Source organism: Mycobacterium sp. smrl_JER01, from assembly GCF_048513595.2.
GTDB lineage: Bacteria > Actinomycetota > Actinomycetes > Mycobacteriales > Mycobacteriaceae > Mycobacterium.
Map to the genome: position 1 here is coordinate 2,109,013 of NZ_JBLXXK020000001.1, position 18,914 is coordinate 2,127,926.

The window sequence follows — 18,914 nt, forward strand, 5'->3', positions numbered from 1 at the left end:
CGTGAGTCTTCCTGTGGTACTGATCGCCGACAAGCTGGCCCAATCGACGGTGGAGGCCCTGGGCGACCAGGTCGAGGTCCGCTGGGTCGACGGGCCGGACCGGCAAAAGCTGCTGGCCGCGGTCGTCGACGCCGATGCGCTGTTGGTGCGCTCGGCGACGACGGTCGACGCCGAGGTTCTCGCGGCAGCGCCGAAACTCAAGATCGTCGCCCGCGCCGGGGTGGGCCTGGACAACGTCGACGTCGACGCGGCGACCGCGCGCGGTGTGCTGGTGGTCAACGCGCCGACGTCGAACATCCACAGCGCAGCCGAGCATGCGGTGGCGCTGCTGCTGTCCACCGCGCGCCAGATCCCCGCCGCGGACGCCACCCTGCGCGCGCACACCTGGAAGCGCTCGTCGTTCTCGGGCACCGAGATCTTCGGCAAGACGGTCGGGGTGGTGGGTCTCGGCCGGATCGGTCAGCTGGTGGCCCAGCGCCTGGCCGCATTCGGCGCGCACATCACCGCCTACGACCCGTACGTGTCCCAGGCGCGTGCCGCCCAGCTGGGCATCGAACTGCTGTCCCTCGACGAACTGCTGGCACGTGCCGATTTCATCTCCGTGCACCTGCCCAAGACCAAAGAGACCGCCGGCCTGATCGGTAAGGAGGCACTGGCCAAGACCAAACCGGGCGTGATCATCGTCAACGCGGCCCGCGGCGGCCTCATCGACGAACCGGCACTCGCCGACGCCATCAACGGCGGCCATGTGCGCGGCGCGGGCCTGGATGTGTTTTCCACCGAACCGTGCACCGACAGCCCGCTGTTCGAGCTGCCGCAGGTCGTGGTGACCCCGCATCTCGGTGCGTCGACCGTCGAGGCCCAGGACCGGGCCGGCACCGATGTCGCAGCGAGCGTGAAGCTCGCGCTGGCCGGTGAGTTCGTCCCGGATGCGGTCAACGTCGGCGGGGGCGTCGTCGGCGAAGAGGTGGCGCCCTGGCTGGATCTGGTGCGCAAACTGGGTCTGCTGGTGGGTGTGCTCTCTAGTGAGCTGCCGGTGTCGGTGCAGGTGCAGGTGCAGGGCGAGCTGGCCAGCGAAGAAGTTGAGGTGCTCCGGCTTTCGGCGCTGCGCGGCCTGTTCTCCTCGGTCATCGAAGATCCGGTCACCTTCGTCAACGCTCCGGCGCTGGCCGCCGAGCGCGGCGTGGAGGCGTCGATCAACACCGCGTCGGAAAGCCCGAATCATCGCAGCGTGGTGGACGTGCGTGCGGTCGGTGCCGACGGATCCACGGTCAATGTCGCCGGAGCCCTGTCGGGGCCGCAGCTAGTGGAAAAGATCGTCCAGATCAACGGACGCAACCTGGATCTGCGCGCCGAAGGCGTCAACCTCATCATCAACTACGACGATCAGCCCGGTGCGCTGGGCAAGATCGGCACCCTGCTCGGCGCCGCCGCGGTCAACATCCTGGCCGCGCAGCTCAGCCAGGATGCCGACGGCAGCGGCGCGACCATCATGTTGCGGCTCGACCGCGAGGTGCCCGACGACGTCCTGTCCGCCATCGGCAAGGACGTCAACGCAGCGACGCTGGAAGTGGTGGACCTGACATGAGCGCGACGATGAAGCTGGCGGTGATCCCCGGTGACGGCATCGGGCCCGAGGTCATCGCCGAAGCACTCAAGGTGCTCGACGCCGTCCTGCCCGGCGTGGACAAGACCGAGTACGACCTCGGCGCGCGGCAGTACCACAAATCCGGTGAAGTGCTGCCGGACTCGGTTCTCGACGAGCTGAAGGGGTACGACGCCATCCTGCTCGGTGCGATCGGAGACCCGTCGGTGCCCAGCGGGCTGCTCGAACGCGGGCTGCTGCTACGCATCCGCTTCGCACTCGACCACCACATCAACCTGCGACCCGGACGTCTGTACCCGGGGGTGCAGAGTCCGCTCGCCGGGAATCCCGAGATCGACTTCGTCGTCGTTCGCGAGGGCACCGAGGGGCCCTACACCGGCAACGGGGGCGCCATTCGCGTCGGTACCCCACATGAGATCGCCACCGAGGTCAGCGTGAACACCGCCTATGGCGTACGCCGGGTGGTACAGGACGCGTTCGGCCGGGCCCAGAAGCGGCGCAAGCAGCTGACCCTGGTGCACAAGAACAACGTGCTGACCCACGCCGGATCGTTGTGGTGGCGCACCGTCCAGGCGGTGGCCGCCGAATACCCCGAGGTCGAGGTCGGTTACCAGCACGTCGACGCCGCCACCATCCACTTGGTCACCGACCCGGGCAGGTTCGACGTCATCGTCACCGACAACCTGTTCGGCGACATCATCACCGACCTGGCCGCCGCGGTGTGCGGCGGCATCGGCCTGGCGGCCAGCGGCAACATCGATGCCACACTGACCCATCCGTCGATGTTCGAGCCGGTGCACGGCAGTGCGCCCGACATCGCGGGACGGGGGATCGCCGACCCGACCGCCGCGATCATGTCGGTGTCGTTGCTGCTGGCCCACATGGCCGAGACCGACGCCGCGGCGCGTGTCGACCGGGCGGTGGCCGAGCATTTGGCGACCCGCGGCGAGGCGAAACTGTCGACTGCACAGGTCGGCGAACGGATCCTCGGAAAGCTGTAGCCATCCCGCAGTTCGCGTCCCTGGCCCGGCAATGCCGACTGTTCGCGTTCGGCTCCGCGTTCTTCGCGGTGGCAACCGTTCCGGGGTTCCCGGCCTGGGCCGGGGCGGGCTCGGCGAACCTGTTGTGTTTCGTCGGATCGTGGCTCTTCACCACCGCGGCCGGCATGCAGCTGGCTCTCGCGAGTCGGACGCATCGACTGGAATGGGGCGCGGCCGCAGTGCAATTCGCGGGCACGCTGTTGTTCAACGTGAGCACCGGGGCTGCGGTGTGGGTGCACGCGGTGCGTCCGGAGCGCGATGACGTCTGGGTCCCCGATGCGACTGGATCCTTGTTCTTCCTCATCAGCGGTGTCCTCGCCGTGGGAGCAGTCGGCGCCGCCGGACATGATCTCCGGTCGCCCGACTGGGGTGCCGCTGTGATAAACCTCACCGGCTGTGTCGCGTTCGCGGTGTCGGCGGTGGCGGCGTTCGTCCGCGCAGACGGTGTCACTGCCGACGAGCGGTTGGCCAATCTCGGCACGTTCGTCGGGGCATTGTGTTTCTTGACGGCGTGTTTCTTGACGGCCGCGCTGATCGCACTGCCCCCGCCGCGGTCCCGGCGTGTGGTCCCGGATTCATCCGGCTAGCGCCGCGCAGTGATCTTCAGCGGCACAGCCGGAATCGCCAGGAGCGGGAACAGTGCGCACACCGCGAATGCCACCGGGTAACCGGCGACCGCGATCAGTCCGCCGAACAGCGGTGGCGCAATGCCCTGGGCGAAGAGCTGGCTGGTGTTCTGGGTTCCCAGGGCCCGGCCGCTCCAGAACGGACCGGCGTACTCGGCGATGAGCGTGAAGGCCAACCAGTTGTCCGACACCGTGATCACCGATGCCGCGACCATCAGCGCGATGCTCATCGGTGAGCCGAACCAATCTGCCACGGCCAGCAGCGCCATGACGCCTGCGGCGGCCATGGCGATCATCCGGATGGGGCGCAGCCGCGCGGCGACCGCGTCACCGGAGCGCTTGACGAACATGTCCGACCATCGACCCGCGCCGACACGGCCCGCGGCACCGAGAATCTGGGCGAACATGACCAGGGTGCCGGCCTGCTCCGGTGACCATCGGTGTTCGGAGATCAGCCATACCAGGGTGAACGTCCACACCATCACCTGCGGAACGACGAGCAGGACCGAGGTGAGGTGGATGCGCCAGAGCATCGCCGAGCCGCGATAGGGGTTGGCCAGTACGGTGTCGCCGGCCTCGGCGCGGGTGGGCCGCGGCGGATCGATGACCGCGACCGCGCACAGCGCAGCCGCCGCCGCGCACACGATGGCCGGGAACAGCAGAGCTGCCGAAACGCCGTGGGATTCGGCCAACCGCGGGATCACCAGCGCGCCGACCCCGACGCCCAGCGGCTGGGCGGTCTGTCGGATGCCCATCACCAGACCGCGCTGCCGGGCATCGAACCATCCGACCACCAGGCGGCCGCTGGCGGTGTTGCTACTCGCGGCGGCCATCCCGCCGAGGAACAGGAAGATGCCGACTGCGACGAGGGACTGGGCCGACGCGGCGGCGAACGCCGCGGCCGCGGTCAGGGCGGATCCGAGCGTCAGCACGATTCGCTCACCCACCCGGTCGACGACCCACCCCCAGGCGATCAACGTCACGACCATGCCGAGACTCGGCAACGACGACATCAGTCCGGCGGCGGCCAGGTCGAGACCGCGATCGTCGTGCAGCGTCGGGATGAGAAACGCCACCCCGTTGATGAACACGTTGGCGCACAGCGTGGCCAGCAGCCCGAGGGCCAGCATCGACCAGCGCCGCGCCGAGCCGATCGCCGACGTCGCCATGGGCTCATGGTTCCACAGCCGTCTCAATATGCTGAACTCTAATCTCAGTAAGTGAGACGGCGTCCGGGTGTCCGGCGCCGGGGCGGCCGCGGATGTGACGGGCACTAGGCTGACGACATGCGCCTCGGCCGAATCGCCAGTCCCGATGGAGTTGCCTTCGTCGCCATCGAGGGCCCGCCCGACGATCCAAGCGGGGCCGTCGCCCGCGAGATCGCCGAGCATCCCTTCGGCAATCCGACCTTCACCGGCCGACAGTGGCCGCTGGCCGACGTGCGACTGCTCGCGCCGATTCTGGCCAGCAAGGTCGTCTGCATGGGCAAGAACTACGCTGCGCACATCGAGGAGATGGGCGGTGGAACGTTCGAGAACCCGATCATCTTCCTCAAACCCAACACCGCGATCATCGGCCCGAACACCCCGATTCAGCTGCCGGCCGACGCCAACCCGGTGCATTTCGAGGGTGAGTTGGCAGTGGTGATCGGTCGGCCGTGCAAAGACGTTCCGGCGGCACGCGCCGCCGAGAACATCCTGGGCTACACGATCGCCAACGACGTGTCGGCCCGGGATCAGCAGCAGCAGGACGGCCAGTGGATGCGCGCCAAGGGCCACGACACGTTCTGCCCCGTCGGCCCGTGGATCGTCACCGACATCGATGCCTCGGACCTGGAGATTCGCACCGAGGTCAACGGCGATGTCAAGCAACGCAGCCGGACGTCGCTGATGATCCACGACATCGGCGCGATCATCGAATGGGTCTCGGCGGTGATGACGCTGCTGCCCGGCGACCTCATCCTCACCGGCACCCCGGAAGGGGTGGGTCCGCTCGAGCACGGTGACAGCGTCAGCATCACCGTCGAGGGGATCGGCACACTCACCAATCCTGTTGTGCGAAAGGGCAAGTCATGACCGATCCGGCGGAAGCAGGTGGCGAGAACGGTTCCGGTGTACGCGTCCGGTTCTGTCCCTCGCCGACCGGCACACCCCATGTCGGGCTGATCCGGACCGCACTGTTCAACTGGGCCTACGCTCGGCACACCGGGGGCGCCTTCGTCTTCCGTATCGAGGACACCGACGCCCAACGGGACAGTGAGGACAGCTATCTGGCGTTGCTCGACGCGCTGCGGTGGCTCGGTATGGATTGGGATGAGGGTCCCGAAGTGGGCGGCCCCTACGGGCCCTACCGGCAGTCGCAGCGCCGAGACATCTACGCCGATGTGATCGAGCGACTGCTGGCCGCCGGCGAAGCCTATGAGGCGTTCTCGACTGCCGAGGAGGTGGAAGCCCGGCACGTTGCGGCCGGCCGGAATCCGAAACTGGGCTACGACAACTACGACCGCGATCTCACCGACGCACAACGCGCCGCGTTCCTGGCCGAGGGCCGCCGTCCGGTGGTGCGTCTGCGCATGCCCGACACCGACCTGACCTGGAATGACCTGGTGCGTGGCGAGACGACGTTCCCCGCCGGCTCGGTGCCGGACTTCGCGCTGACGCGGGGCAGCGGGGATCCGTTGTACACGTTGGTCAATCCGGTCGACGACGCGCTGATGAGGATCACCCACGTGCTGCGCGGTGAGGACCTGCTGCCCTCCACCCCCCGTCAGCTGGCGCTGTATGCGGCGCTGACCCGCATCGGGGTGACGGAGATGACACCGCAGTTCGCCCATCTGCCGCCGGTGCTGGGCGAAGGCAACAAGAAGCTGTCCAAACGCGATCCGCAGTCGAACCTGTTCCTGCACCGCGACCGGGGCTTCATCCCGGAAGGCCTGTTGAATTATCTTGCCCTGTTGGGGTGGTCGATCGCCGACGACCGCGACATCTTCAGCCTGGAGGAGATGGTGGCGGCGTTCGACGTCACCGACGTCAACTCCAATCCGGCGAGATTCGACCAGAAGAAGGCCGACGCGCTCAATGCCGAGCACATCCGACGGCTCGACGAGGCCGAGTTCACCCGCCGGCTCGCGGATTACTTCGCCGCACACGGACATCACACCGGCCTCGACGAGCCGCGGTTCGCCGAGGCCGCCCGGCTGGTGCAGACCCGCATCGTCGTGCTCGGCGATGCATGGGACCTGCTCAAGTTCCTCGACGAGTCGGCGTTCACGCTCGACGAGAAGTCGGCGGCCAAAGAGCTCAAGACCGAGGCCGTACCGGTGCTGGACGCGGCCATCGACGCGCTCAGCGCCATCGACGTGTGGGACGTGGCGACCATCGAGCAGCGGCTCAAAGATGCTCTGATCGATCGGTTGGAGCTCAAACCCCGCAAGGCCTACGGTCCGGTGCGGGTGGCGGTGACGGGATCGTCGGTGAGTCCGCCACTGTTCGAATCCCTGGAGTTGCTCGGACGGGAACGCAGCCTGGCACGGCTGCGGGCCGGCCGCGACCACGCAGCCGCGGTGCGGTGAAAAAACCGCCCGAAATCTTTGGTAGTGTGCTCGTCGGCCCGCCAGAAGGCGCGCGATGGTGACACCGGAGTGCGTTGGGCCGAAAAAGGGCTTGTGACCAGCGGTTACAAGCAGCCAATGGGGTATGGTGTAATTGGCAACACAGCTGATTCTGGTTCAGCCATTCTAGGTTCGAGTCCTGGTACCCCAGCCAATGCCGCGGATTAGGTCAGCTTTCTCGCCTGAGCTATGCTGACCCTCCGGAAAGCAGTTCCTGGCCCCCGTCGTCTAGCGGCCTAGGACGCCGCCCTCTCACGGCGGTAGCGTGGGTTCGAATCCCATCGGGGGTACGCACAGAGCTCCGGTCCCACACAGGACCGGAGTTTTTTCTTCTCCGGTGTCGGCCGCTGTAGCGGTTGGGCACACGTCGACCCCACAAGCTACAACCGCCGCGTCAGCGCGTCCGCCGCCGCGACGAGGTCGGCGGCCCACCGGGCACCCGGCCGGCGACCCATTCGATCGATCGGTCCAGACACCGAGACCGCGGCGATCACCGCGCCGCGTCCGTCGCGCACCGGTGCCGCCACGCTCGCGACTCCGGGCTCACGCTCGGCGGCGCTCTGCGCCCATCCGCGCCTGCGGACCTCGGCCAGCGTGCGGTCGGTGAATGTCGCGGTCGCCAGCACAGCCTGCTGGGTGGCCGCATCGGCGTAGGCGAGCAGCACCTTGGCTCCCGACCCCGCCGTCATCGGCAGGCGCATGCCGATCGGCACGGTGTCGCGCAATCCCGACGGCGGTTCCAGCGCGGCGACGCAGATCCGCGTGGTGCCCTCGCGGCGGTAGAGCTGAACGCTCTCGCCGGTCAGCTCACGCAGCCGGGGTAGGACCACGGCGCCGGCCGCCAGCAGCGGATCGTTGACATGACCGGCCAGTTCGGTCAGCGCCGGGCCCAGCCGCCACTGTCCGTCACCGTCGCGGGCGAGCAGTCGGTGCACCTCCAGTCCGACCGCGAGGCGGTGCGCGGTCGCCCTGGGTAGTTCGGTGCGCTCGCACAGATCCGCCAGGCCGCAAGGAGACTCCGCCACCGCGTGCAGCACGGTGATCGCTTTGTCCAAGACGCCGATACCGCTATTCTGTCTCACAAGGAGATACTAGCTTCCCAGATTGTGAGACGGTCAAGATGTCCATCGCGAACCAGCCCCGCACGCTCGCCGAGAAGGTCTGGAGCGACCATGTCGTCGTGCCCGGCACCGGAACGGACGCTGCGCGTCAGCCGGACCTCATCTACATCGATCTGCACATCCTCCACGAGGTCACCAGCCCACAGGCTTTCGACGGCCTGCGGCTGGCGGGACGACCGGTGCGCCGGCCCGATCTGACGATCGCCACCGAGGATCACAACGTGCCGACGATCGACATCGACAAGCCGATCGCCGATCCGATCTCGCGAACCCAGGTGGAGACGCTGCGCCGCAACTGCGCGGAATTCGGGATCCGGCTGCATCCGATGGGCGACATCGAGCAGGGCATCGTGCACATCATCGGTCCGCAACTGGGTTTGACCCAGCCGGGGATGACGGTGGTCTGCGGAGACAGCCACACCTCCACCCATGGTGCGTTCGGCGCGTTGGCGATGGGCATCGGCACCTCGGAGGTCGAGCACGTACTGGCCACCCAGACACTTCCGCTGCGCCCGTTCAAGACCATGGCGGTCAATGTCGACGGCGAACTGCCGCCCGGGGTCAGCGCCAAGGACATCATTCTGGCGGTGATCGCCGAAATCGGCACCGGCGGCGGACAGGGGCACGTCATCGAGTACCGGGGCAGCGCCATCGAATCGCTGTCGATGGAAGGCCGGATGACGATCTGCAACATGAGCATCGAAGCAGGCGCCCGAGCGGGAATGGTCGCCCCCGACGAGAAGACATTCGAGTTCCTCCGGGGCCGACCGCACGCCCCGACCGGCCCGGCGTGGGATGCCGCGGTCGCCGCATGGACCGAGCTGCGCACCGATGAGGGCGCCCGGTTCGACACCGAGATCCACATCGACGCAGCGACGCTGAGCCCGTTCGTCACCTGGGGGACCAATCCCGGCCAGGGGGTGCCGCTCAGCGACGCCGTCCCAGATCCGGAGATGATGTTCGACGAGGCCCAGCGTCAGGCGGCGGAAAAGGCATTGGCATACATGGACCTTCGCCCGGGTACCCCGATGCGGGAGATCCCGGTCGACACGGTCTTCGTCGGTTCGTGCACGAACGGCCGGATCGAGGATCTGCGTGTGGTCGCCGAGGTGCTGCGGGGCCGCAAAGTGGCAGACAATGTCCGAATGTTGGTTGTCCCAGGCTCGATGCGGGTGCGCGCGCAGGCCGAATCCGAGGGTCTGGGTGAGATCTTCACCGCCGCAGGCGCTCAGTGGAGACAAGCGGGATGTTCCATGTGCCTGGGCATGAACCCGGATCAGCTCGCGCCGGGGGAGCGCTGCGCCTCGACGTCGAACCGCAACTTCGAGGGCAGGCAAGGTAAGGGCGGGCGTACGCATTTGGTGTCGCCGGCGGTGGCTGCCGCGACTGCCGTGCGCGGCACGCTGTCCACCCCCGCCGACCTCGCCGACGAGACCGGCCGCTGAGAGTCCACTGAGAGCCAGGAGAGTTCGATGCAAGCTTTTCGCACCCATACCGGGATCGGCGTTCCGCTGCGCCGCTCCAACGTCGACACCGATCAGATCATCCCGGCCGTCTATCTGAAACGGGTGACGCGAACGGGATTCGAGGACGGTCTTTTCGCCGCCTGGCGCAACGATCCGTCATTCGTCCTGAATCTGGCCCCATTCGACAAAGGATCGGTATTGGTCGCCGGGCCGGATTTCGGCACCGGATCCTCGCGTGAGCACGCGGTGTGGGCGCTGATGGACTTCGGATTCCGGGTTGTCATCTCGTCCCGGTTCGCCGATATCTTCCGCGGCAATGCCGGCAAGGCCGGGCTACTGGCGGCCGAAGTCGCGCAGGACGATGTCGAATTGTTGTGGAAACTGATCGAGCAGCACCCCGGGACGGAAATCGCTGTAAATCTTCAAGATCGGACCATCTCCGCCGGAACCATCATGGTGCCGTTCAACATTGACGATTACACGGCCTGGCGGCTGCTGGAGGGACTCGACGATATAGGCCTTACGCTGCGGAAATGCGATGAAATCGAGAATTTCGAGGGTCGCAGACCGGAGTGGAAACCGCGGACCATTCCGGTCTGATCGGGGGTCGGAAAGCCGAAATCCCCGGCCCAAAACCCCGTTTTCGGGGCCTCCGACTGGACGCCAAGGGGGCCAAGCGGATTGAAAAAAGTTCGCTGAGATCGCCTGAAATTGCGCGTGGCTCTTGGAAATCAGCAGGCATTGGGTTTACCGTGTCCACTAGTCGGCTCAGAGAGGGCCACTGGTTTCGGAGGTTTTGCATGAACAAAGCAGAGCTCATCGACGTACTCACGGAGAAATTGGGCTCGGATCGTCGGCAGGCGACCGCGGCGGTGGAGAACGTTGTCGACACGATTGTGCGCGCGGTGCACAAGGGTGAGAGCGTGACCATCACCGGCTTCGGTGTTTTCGAGCAGCGTCGTCGCGCCGCACGGGTGGCACGCAATCCTCGCACCGGCGAGACGGTCAAGGTCAAGCCCACGTCTGTTCCGGCGTTCCGCCCCGGCGCTCAGTTCAAGGCCGTTGTCTCCGGCGCACAGAAGCTTCCGGCCGAAGGCCCGGCGGTCAAGCGCGGCGTGACCGCGGCGAGCACCGCCCGCAAGGCGGCCAAGAAGGCTCCGGCGAAGAAGGCAGCGACCAAGGCTCCGGCCAAGAAAGCTGCCCCGGCGAAGAAGGCTGCGCCGGCGAAGAAGGCAGCGACCAAGGCTCCGGCCAAGAAGGCTGCCCCGGCGAAGAAGGCTGCGCCGGCCAAGAAGGCTCCGGCCAAGAAGGCCGCTCCGGCCAAGAAGGCTCCGGCCAAGAAGGCCGCTCCGGCCAAGAAGGCTCCGGCCAAGAAGGCAGCGACCAAGGCCCCGGCCAAGAAGGCCGCTCCGGCCAAGAAGGCACCCGCCAAGAAGGCTCCGGCCAAACGCGGGCGCAAGTAGTCACTTTCACACGAATACGCCGCGGAATCCGACGGGACCCGCGGCGTATTCGTGTGCTTTCGCCATGCCGGCATTGAATGTAATCGTCGCGGCGTCAGCTCTTCGACGGCAGCGGGCTGCTGATGTGGTCGGCCGCAACGAGACGGCCCTGCGCCAGGGAAAGCACCCACGTGCTGCCCTTGCGGTTGCGGGATTTGTCCGGCTTGACCCCGTCGCGCTCGCACCACCACGCGATCAGATCGGGAATGACCTTGCCCTGGGTGCAGATCACCGGTGTGACCGAATGCTCGGCGATCTCCAGCACCCGGCGACGGGCCGCCTTGGGGTTGTCGGCGTAGGACTCTTCGGTCAACGCGGGCTCGTCTGTGATGAACGTCTCGAGCTCTTCGGCCAACGGGTCCAGTGTCTGGTGGCAGCGGACACGATCTGCGGCGTAGAGCTGCCGGGCACCGAACGCCAGCAACTGTCCGACCAGCGATTCAGCCTGGGCGCGGCCCCGCTTGTCCAGCGGTCGCTTTCGGTCGTCACCTCGATAGCGCGACCGATCACCCGCAGTGCCGTGCCGCACGATCAACACAGTCTGGGTGTCGGCGGGCAGCTTGAGGAACCGGCGAAGGACCTTGCGGTCGTGCGGGTAACTCAACGCCACCATCGCCTTCTCCGGTGACAGCCAACGCAGTTCGTCGACCTCGCTGTTAACGGCGAAGTCCCCCTCGACGCAGCGTGCCGCCCAGTACCGCACCTTCTTGGTGCTCTCACCCACCGGATAGGTCACTGTCGGCAGGCGCCGCCCGAGTTCGGCCCGGTACCCGGTCTCCTCTTCGATCTCGCGGACCGCGGTGACCGGTTCGTTCTCTCCCGGGTCCACCTTTCCCTTCGGCAGCGACCAGTCGTCATAGCGTGGCCGATGGATGACCGCGATCTCCGGTGTGCCGGTGAGATCCTGGGGACGCCACAGCACCGCCCCGGCCGCCAGGATCGGCGAGGACTTCACCACAACTGCATTCCGCTTATGCTCCTTGGCACGTCGAACTCCTGCATGTCATCGGGTCGCGGAACACGGCTACGGCTGTCGATGACGCTCCGTCAGTGACTGCTGGTGGTCGCGCACTGTGCGCCCTTCCTGGGGCGAGGCCGTCCAGCTCCCGTCGGGACCCAGCTCCCAGCAGCGGGTGCTCGGATCGGTCGCCGATTCGAAGATGTCGTTCAGCTGAGCGGTCAATCGCGGATCCTTCACCTGCGCCATCACTTCGACTCGCCGGTCGAGATTACGATGCATCATGTCCGCGCTGCCGATCCAGTACTCGTCGATGGCGCGGAAGTGAATGATCCGTGAATGCTCAAGGAATCGGCCGAGTATCGAGCGCACCGTGATGTTCTGCGAGAAAGCCGGTTCCCCGGGGCGCAGCGCGCAGATGCCGCGCACCACCACCTCGACGCGCACACCGGCCTGTGAGGCCCGGTAGAGCGCATCGATGACCTGTTCGTCGACCAAAGCGTTGGCCTTCAACCGGATCCGTCCTTCGGCGCCGTCCCGGGTCGCCGCGATCTCGCGCTCGATGCGCTCGATGATGCCCTTGCGCACCCCGAACGGCGCCACCAGCAGATTGCGGTAGGACTCTTTGCGTGAGTATCCGGTCAACGAGTTGAACAGGTCGGTCAGGTCGGCGCCGATGTCGGGCGCTGCGGTCAGCAGACCGATGTCCTCATACAGGCGTGCGGTCTTCGGGTTGTAGTTGCCGGTCCCGACGTGGCAGTACCGGCGGATGGTCGAGCCCTCGCGCCGCACCACCAGACACGTCTTGCAGTGCGTCTTCAACCCGATCAACCCGTAGACCACGTGCACGCCTGCCTGTTCGAGCGCGCGTGCCCACTTGATGTTGGCCTGCTCGTCGAACCGCGCCTTGATCTCGACCAACGCGACGACCTGCTTGCCGGCCTCGGCGGCGTCGATCAGCGCGTTGACGATCGGGGAGTCGCCGGAGGTGCGGTACAGGGTCTGCTTGATCGCCAGCACGTTGGGATCGGCGGCGGCCTGTTCGATGAAGCGCTGCACCGTGGTCGAGAAGGAATCGTATGGATGATGCACCAGGACGTCACCGTCGCGCAGCGCCGCGAAAATGCTCTTGGGGGTCTCGCGTTCGCCGAACGCCGACGGCGTCGCGGGCACGAACGGCGGATCCTTGAGCGCGGGCCGGTCCACCCCGTAGACCTGCCACAGCGACGACAGATCCAACAGTCCGGGCACCTCGACCACATCGCCGGGGGCGACGTCGAGTTCACGCAACAGCAGCTCCAGCATGCCTTCGGTCATGTCATCGGACACTTCGAGGCGCACCGGCGATCCGAACCGGCGGCGCGCGAGCTCCCGTTCCAGTGCCTGCAACAGATCCTCGTCGCGGTCTTCCTCGACCTCGAAGTCTGCGTTGCGGGTGATCCGAAACGCGTGGTGTTCCACGATCTCCAGACCCGGGAACAGCACCGGCAGAAATGCGGCGATCAACTCCTCCATCGGAAGGAATCGCACGGTGTTCGGTGCGTCCTCCCGCGCGGAAAGCTCGACGAAACGGTCGACGTTGTCGGGCACCTTGATTCGGGCGAAGTGCTGCCCGCCGTCCTCGGGATGCTTGACGGTGATCGCAAGGTTGAGGCTCAGCCCACTGACGAAGGGGAACGGGTGCGCCGGATCGACCGCCAGTGGCGTCAAGACCGGGAACACCTGCTCGTGAAAGTAGGTGGACAGTCTGCCGCGCTCAGCCTCGTCGAGTTCGGACCAGGTGACGATGACAATGCCTTCCTGAGCCAGCGCGGGTCGCACCGAATCGAGGAAGACGTGGGCGTGCCGGCTGGCGATCTGCTGGGTGCGTTCGCTGATCCGGCGCAGCTGCTCGCGCGGCGACAACCCGTCCGCCGACCGCACGGACAACCCCATCTCGTCGCGTCGCTTCAGGCCCGCGACGCGCACCATGTAGAACTCGTCGAGGTTGGACGCGAAGATCGCCAGGAACTTGGCGCGTTCCAGCAGCGGCAGCGACGGATCGGCCGCGAGCGCCAGCACCCGGGCGTTGAAGTCGAGCCAGCTCAGCTCACGGTTGAGGTACCGGTCCTCCGGAAGCGGGTTCTCCACCGCGGGCGAGGTCGCCGCCGGTGGCGCCTCGGGTGCGGAGTCGGCGAGCCCGGCGACCGGTGGCGGGGCAGCCGGCTCGGACGACTCCGACCTCTCGGCGGTCTCTGACGTCCCGGTTGCCCCGGATGTCTCGGCGGGGTCCGGCCGGGTCTGCGCTTCGGTCATATCTGACGATGATTCCCTATACCCCCGTGCTGTTGCCAGCGAGATGGGTCACGGATTCACCGAGTCGCCGATGGCGTGCGCGGTCGCCGGCCCGATGCCGAGGTCGCGCGCGGTGCGCAGGTCCTCGGGGGTGTCGATGTCCGAGCGTAGCCCCGGCCATACCCCGGTCAGTTCGACAGCGCCCGAACTCCGGTGCCGGTGCGCGGAGTCCGGCCCGAAGTGCGGGTCGAGCGCGACCCCGAAAGAGAACAGTGCCGAGGTACCGGTGCCGTGCCGGTCGCTGACGAAGCTGCGGGGGTGCGCACGCGCCGCGGTGATGGCCTCGGCCAACTCATGGGGCCGCAGTGCGGGTAGGTCGCCCTGCAGCGCAACAACATTCGACGTAGCAACATTCGACGTCGCGCCGCGGACATGGCGGTCGGCTTCGGCGAGGGCATTGTTGAGGGGGTCGTGGTGGCCATCGGGCGTCGGGTCGGCGAGCACATGTGCGCCGAGGCGACGGGCGGCCTCGGCCGCGTCCTCATCGGGGGTCACCACCAGCACTGACCGCAGCGCCGGGACCGCCGTGGCGGCGGTGATGGTGTCGACGAGCATGGCCAGTGCCACGTCTCCCCGGGTCGGTGCGGCGAAGATCGGCGACAACCGCGTCTTGGCCGCGGCGAGCCGCTTGACCGCAATCACCAGCCCGACGTCGGCGTGGCTGTTGTTCATGCCGCTCACGAGCGTCATCCTGCCAGCCCTTTATTCCCCGCTACTCTGAAGCGGTGGTAGAGGCGGCGGTGATGGGTGCCGGGGCGTGGGGGACAGCGCTGGCGAAAGTGTTGGCCGACGCCGGCAACAGTGTCACGCTGTGGGCGCGCCGGCCCGAACTGGCCGACGAGATCAACCGCAGCCATCGCAACTCCGGATATGTGGACGTCCCGCTGCCCGAGTCGATCCGCGCCACCAGCGATCCCGCCGAAGCCCTGTCCGGCGCGTGCACGGTGCTGCTGGCGGTCCCGTCGCAGACCTTGCGGACCAATCTCGAACACTGGAAGGGCCACCTGGGAGCCGACGCAACCCTGGTCAGTCTGGCCAAAGGGATCGAGCTGGACTCGCTGATGCGGATGAGCCAGGTCATCGTGCAGGTCACCGGAGCGGATCCGGCTCGCATCGCGGTGCTCAGCGGGCCGAATCTGGCTCGCGAGATCGCCGAAGAGCAGCCGGCCGCCACCGTCGTGGCCAGCAGCGACTCCGGCCGGGCGGTGGCTCTGCAACGCGCCCTGGCCACCGGTTACTTCCGCCCGTACACCAACTCCGATGTCATCGGCGCTGAGGTCGGCGGAGCCTGCAAGAACGTCATCGCGCTGGCATGCGGGATGGCGGCCGGGGTCGGTCTGGGGGAGAACACCGCGGCGGCCATCATCACCCGGGGACTTGCCGAGATCATGCGGCTCGGAATTGCGTTGGGCGCCAAGCCCGCCACCTTGGCCGGATTGGCCGGCATCGGGGATCTGGTCGCCACGTGCACGTCGCCGCACTCGCGGAACCGGTCGTTCGGGGAACGGTTGGGCATGGGCGGCACGTTGGAAGCCGCGCGGGAGGCTACCGGTGGCCACGTCGCCGAGGGCGTCTCCTCATGTCAGTCGGTGCTGGCGCTGGCGTCCAGTTACGACGTCGAGATGCCGTTGACCGAGGCGGTGAACCGGGTCTGCCACAAAGGCCTGTCGGTCGACGAGGCGGTGTCCCTGCTTCTCGGCCGATCCACGAAGCCGGAGTGAACGGATCGATGGCCGGCCCATACGGGGATTCCACCAGAAGCATCAAAGCTGTTGGCGCCCAACATGTTCCCGGAAATCCGGTGGCCCCGCCCCCGGTGCCGGCAGCCGCCTACCATCTCGATGCCGCCGAAGACGACTCCCTGGACAGCTATGGCCGTAAGTCGAATCCGACCTGGCGGCAACTGGAGGCCGCACTCGCTCAGCTCGAAGGTGCCGCCACCGCACTGACATTCGGTTCGGGTATGGCGGCGCTGACGGCGGTGCTACGGATCCTCGCCGAGCCGGGCGCCACACTGGTGGTCCCGGCCGACGGCTACTACCAGGTGCGGGCGTACGCCCGCGAATACCTGGCACCGCGCGGAGTCACCGTGGTCGAAGCGACCTGTGCCGACATGTGCCGTGCCGCTGAGAGTGCGGACGTGGTGCTGGCCGAGACACCGTCCAATCCCGGACTCGACGTCGTCGATCTGCACCAGCTGGCGATGACCTGCAGGGCCCGACGGGCTCTGCTCGTCGTCGACAACACCACCGCCACCCCGTTCGGACAACAGCCGCTGTCCCTGGGCGCAGACCTGGTGGTGGCCAGCGCGACCAAGACACTGGCCGGACACCACGACGTCCTCGCCGGGTATGTGGCGGGCAGCCTTCCGGAGTTGATGGAGCGGGTGCGGCGCGAGCGCCTGCACGCGGGGCCCATCCTGGGCGCGTTCGAGGCCTGGTTGGTGCTCAGAAGCCTGGGCAGTGCCGGATTGCGGTTCGAGCGGCAGTGCCAGAACGCCGCCGCGCTGGCGCTGATGCTGCGTTCGCATCCGGCCGTCCGGAACGTGCGCTACCCGGGTCTGCCCGAGGACCCGTCCCATGCCATCGCCTCGACGCAGATGCGCCGCTACGGCGGGATCGTCGCCGTCGAACTGGCCGACGCCGACGCCGTTCACGAGCTGGTTCGCCGCAGCGAGCTGCTGGTCGCGTCCACGAGCTTCGGCGGCATCCACACCTCGGTCGACCGGCGGGCCCGCTGGGGGGACCCGGTCTCTGCCGGCTTCGCGCGGATCTCGCTGGGCATCGAGGACACCGACGACGTGGTCGACGACGTCCGGCAGGCACTGGAAGCCGGCTGAGGCCGCCGGGGCGGTAGCCTCTCTAGGTTGTGACTGCCCGCATCCGAGTCGCCGTGGTCTACGGCGGACGAAGCTCCGAACATGCGATCTCGTGTGTTTCCGCAGGCAGCATCCTGCGCAACCTCGACCCCGACCGCTTCGAGGTGGTTGCCGTCGGGATCACCCCGCAAGGATCGTGGGTACTCACCGACGGACGTCCGGAGACCCTGACGATCACCGACGGCGCCCTGCCCGGCGTGAGCGCGGACGCCGGTACCGAACTCGCCCTGGCCGCCGATCCGGGGCGCCGCGGTCAGCTGGTGTCCCTCGGCGAGGGGGCGGGCGATCTGCTCGCAGCCGTCGACGTGGTCTTCCCGGTGCTGCACGGCCCCTACGGTGAGGACGGCACCATCCAGGGACTGCTGGAGCTCGCCGGCGTCCCCTACGTCGGGGCCGGCGTGCTGGCCAGCGCGGCGGGCATGGACAAAGAGTTCACCAAGAAGCTGCTCAGCTCTGCCGGGCTGCCGGTCGGCGATCACGTGGTGCTGCGTCCACGCCAGGCCACCGTGTCGCTGGAGGATCGCGAACGGCTGGGGTTGCCGGTGTTCGTCAAGCCATCCCGCGGCGGGTCCTCGATCGGCGTGAGCAGAGTCACCGCGTGGGATCAACTCGATCAGGCGATCGAACTCGCCCGGCGACACGACCCCAAAGTCATCGTCGAAGCCGCCGTCGCCGGCCGTGAGCTGGAATGCGGTGTCCTCGAATTCCCCGACGGGCACCTGGAGGCGAGCACGGTCGGTGAGATCCGGGTGGCCGGGGTGCGCGGTCGCGAAGACGGCTTCTACGACTTCGAGACGAAGTACCTCGCCGACGGAGCCGAGCTCGATGTGCCCGCCAAGGTCGACGACGAAATCGCCGAGCAGGTGCGGGGGCTGGCGATCCAAGCCTTCGACGCCCTCGATTGTCAGGGCCTGGCGCGGGTCGACTTCTTCCTCACCGACGGCGGTCCCGTCATCAACGAGATCAACACCATGCCGGGCTTCACCACCATCTCGATGTATCCGCGCATGTGGGCGGCCAGCGGCATCGACTACCCGACCCTGTTGGCGACCATGGTCGAGACGGCCGTGGCCCGCGGCACCGGCCTGCGTTAGCGCGGCGGCGGCCCCAGCGGACCGGGCTGGGGTGGGCGCGCCGGCAGGGTGTCGGAGATCACCTGCGACAGCGACTGAATCGGGGTCGGCCCGGAGTCCGGCGGCAGCGTCAGCGCCACGTACACCGGGCGGTCCACCGCGAACCAGGTGCTTCTGCCGCCGTCAAGATTTCCCGCCCCAGCTTCGCCCACCCGGTCATTTCCCGCCCCAGCTTCGCCCACCCGGTCATTTCCCGCCCCAGCTTCGCCCACCCGGTCATTTCCCGCCCCAGCTTCGCCCACCCGGAACCACTGGACCGCGTCGACCACCTGCACCGGCGCGCCGACGGTGAACTCGGCGGGCCTGTCGAGCCCGCACCGCAGCACCAGCGCCTCGTCGTCGGCCCGCTCCCGTTGCCACGCGGCCGTTCCGGGCGGCGCCGGCTCCAGCACAGCGGCCCGGCGGTAGTCGCCGAGCTGGTCGGGCAGTGCCCCGATCAGCTCCCGGCACTGCGGGCTGTCGGCCTGCGGTGCCGGCAGGGCGGCGATGGCGACCGGCCGCTGTTGTGGAGCCCTCTGCAGCACCGCGGCGACGACCAGCACGGCGACCAGCCCCCCGACCGCGACGACCAACGCCGCGATCAGCGCCGGCCGCGGCGGACCGTCGGTGGTCTGGATGCTCACAGGAAGAACTCTAGGGC

Annotated in this window: 17 protein-coding genes and 2 tRNA genes; 13 read left to right on the forward strand and 6 right to left on the reverse strand. The window is 67.6% G+C overall.

Going from position 1 to position 18,914, the window contains the following annotated elements; translation table 11 throughout:
* The first annotated feature begins 1 nt into the window (after position 1).
* The 3 genes from serA (at position 2) to ACNUDN_RS09930 (ending at position 3,233) form a co-directional block, all read left to right on the forward strand.
* Positions 2 to 1,588, forward strand: a complete 1,587-nt coding sequence (gene serA, locus ACNUDN_RS09920) for a phosphoglycerate dehydrogenase (protein ID WP_419121779.1) — start codon at positions 2 to 4, stop codon at positions 1,586 to 1,588.
* A gap of 8 nt (positions 1,589 to 1,596) precedes the next feature.
* A complete protein-coding gene (locus tag ACNUDN_RS09925) occupies positions 1,597 to 2,607 on the forward strand; it encodes a 3-isopropylmalate dehydrogenase (protein ID WP_419125095.1) in 1,011 nt (336 codons plus the stop codon).
* 68 nt (positions 2,608 to 2,675) lie between these two features.
* Entirely contained in the window at positions 2,676 to 3,233 is a 558-nt protein-coding gene (locus ACNUDN_RS09930) for a hypothetical protein (protein ID WP_419121780.1), read from the forward strand.
* Here the strand turns inward: ACNUDN_RS09930 and ACNUDN_RS09935 are convergent.
* On the reverse strand, positions 3,230 to 4,441 hold the full coding sequence (locus tag ACNUDN_RS09935) for an MFS transporter (RefSeq protein WP_419121781.1): 1,212 nt from the start codon (positions 4,439 to 4,441) through the stop codon (positions 3,230 to 3,232). The two genes, ACNUDN_RS09930 and ACNUDN_RS09935, sit on opposite strands and share 4 nt — an antisense overlap.
* A gap of 117 nt (positions 4,442 to 4,558) precedes the next feature.
* Between ACNUDN_RS09935 and ACNUDN_RS09940 the strand changes: the two genes are divergently transcribed.
* From ACNUDN_RS09940 to ACNUDN_RS09955, 4 genes are all read left to right on the forward strand, one after another.
* A complete protein-coding gene (locus ACNUDN_RS09940; protein WP_419121782.1) occupies positions 4,559 to 5,347 on the forward strand; it encodes a fumarylacetoacetate hydrolase family protein in 789 nt (262 codons plus the stop codon).
* On the forward strand, positions 5,344 to 6,843 hold the full coding sequence (gene gltX, locus ACNUDN_RS09945; protein ID WP_419121783.1) for a glutamate--tRNA ligase: 1,500 nt from the start codon (positions 5,344 to 5,346) through the stop codon (positions 6,841 to 6,843). The genes ACNUDN_RS09940 and gltX overlap by 4 nt, the downstream gene beginning before the upstream one ends.
* Before the next feature lie 118 nt (positions 6,844 to 6,961).
* Positions 6,962 to 7,036: transfer RNA gene (locus tag ACNUDN_RS09950), tRNA-Gln, on the forward strand.
* Between the two features lie 63 nt (positions 7,037 to 7,099).
* Positions 7,100 to 7,172, forward strand: a tRNA-Glu gene (locus tag ACNUDN_RS09955).
* A 90-nt stretch (positions 7,173 to 7,262) separates the two neighbouring features.
* On the opposite strand, the gene ACNUDN_RS09960 is transcribed toward ACNUDN_RS09955, so the two are convergent.
* Positions 7,263 to 7,964: an IclR family transcriptional regulator gene (locus ACNUDN_RS09960; RefSeq protein WP_419121784.1), complete on the reverse strand. Its 702-nt coding sequence runs from the start codon at positions 7,962 to 7,964 to the stop codon at positions 7,263 to 7,265.
* A 38-nt stretch (positions 7,965 to 8,002) separates the two neighbouring features.
* Between ACNUDN_RS09960 and leuC the strand changes: the two genes are divergently transcribed.
* The 3 genes from leuC to ACNUDN_RS09975 all read left to right on the forward strand — a co-directional run bounded on the left by leuC (position 8,003) and on the right by ACNUDN_RS09975 (position 10,932).
* A complete protein-coding gene (gene leuC / locus ACNUDN_RS09965) occupies positions 8,003 to 9,448 on the forward strand; it encodes a 3-isopropylmalate dehydratase large subunit (protein ID WP_419121785.1) in 1,446 nt (481 codons plus the stop codon).
* A 27-nt stretch (positions 9,449 to 9,475) separates the two neighbouring features.
* Complete coding sequence (leuD, locus tag ACNUDN_RS09970; protein ID WP_419121786.1) at positions 9,476 to 10,069, forward strand: 3-isopropylmalate dehydratase small subunit; 594 nt, start codon at positions 9,476 to 9,478, stop codon at positions 10,067 to 10,069.
* Between the two features lie 200 nt (positions 10,070 to 10,269).
* A complete protein-coding gene (locus ACNUDN_RS09975) occupies positions 10,270 to 10,932 on the forward strand; it encodes an HU family DNA-binding protein (RefSeq protein WP_419121787.1) in 663 nt (220 codons plus the stop codon).
* A 94-nt stretch (positions 10,933 to 11,026) separates the two neighbouring features.
* On the opposite strand, the gene mutT1 is transcribed toward ACNUDN_RS09975, so the two are convergent.
* The 3 genes from mutT1 to cofC all read right to left on the reverse strand — a co-directional run bounded on the left by mutT1 (position 11,027) and on the right by cofC (position 14,953).
* Entirely contained in the window at positions 11,027 to 11,929 is a 903-nt protein-coding gene (gene mutT1, locus ACNUDN_RS09980; protein ID WP_419121788.1) for an 8-oxo-(d)GTP phosphatase MutT1, read from the reverse strand.
* A 66-nt stretch (positions 11,930 to 11,995) separates the two neighbouring features.
* Complete coding sequence (locus tag ACNUDN_RS09985; protein WP_419121789.1) at positions 11,996 to 14,224, reverse strand: RNA degradosome polyphosphate kinase; 2,229 nt, start codon at positions 14,222 to 14,224, stop codon at positions 11,996 to 11,998.
* Between the two features lie 48 nt (positions 14,225 to 14,272).
* Positions 14,273 to 14,953 (reverse strand): 2-phospho-L-lactate guanylyltransferase, encoded by a 681-nt coding sequence (gene cofC, locus ACNUDN_RS09990; protein WP_419121790.1) that lies wholly within the window; start codon positions 14,951 to 14,953, stop codon positions 14,273 to 14,275.
* A gap of 53 nt (positions 14,954 to 15,006) precedes the next feature.
* Here cofC and ACNUDN_RS09995 point away from each other — a divergent pair, with 53 nt between their 5' ends.
* Genes ACNUDN_RS09995 through ACNUDN_RS10005 form a run of 3 tightly spaced genes read left to right on the forward strand, consistent with a single transcriptional unit; the run spans position 15,007 to position 18,235 of the window.
* Entirely contained in the window at positions 15,007 to 15,984 is a 978-nt protein-coding gene (locus ACNUDN_RS09995) for an NAD(P)H-dependent glycerol-3-phosphate dehydrogenase (RefSeq protein WP_419125096.1), read from the forward strand.
* Positions 15,985 to 15,992: 8 nt separating this feature from the next.
* Complete coding sequence (locus tag ACNUDN_RS10000) at positions 15,993 to 17,102, forward strand: cystathionine gamma-lyase (RefSeq protein ID WP_419121791.1); 1,110 nt, start codon at positions 15,993 to 15,995, stop codon at positions 17,100 to 17,102.
* Positions 17,103 to 17,131: 29 nt separating this feature from the next.
* On the forward strand, positions 17,132 to 18,235 hold the full coding sequence (locus tag ACNUDN_RS10005; RefSeq protein ID WP_419121792.1) for a D-alanine--D-alanine ligase family protein: 1,104 nt from the start codon (positions 17,132 to 17,134) through the stop codon (positions 18,233 to 18,235).
* On the opposite strand, the gene ACNUDN_RS10010 is transcribed toward ACNUDN_RS10005, so the two are convergent.
* Complete coding sequence (locus ACNUDN_RS10010; RefSeq protein WP_419121793.1) at positions 18,232 to 18,897, reverse strand: DUF3515 domain-containing protein; 666 nt, start codon at positions 18,895 to 18,897, stop codon at positions 18,232 to 18,234. The two genes, ACNUDN_RS10005 and ACNUDN_RS10010, sit on opposite strands and share 4 nt — an antisense overlap.
* Positions 18,898 to 18,914 lie beyond the last annotated feature (17 nt).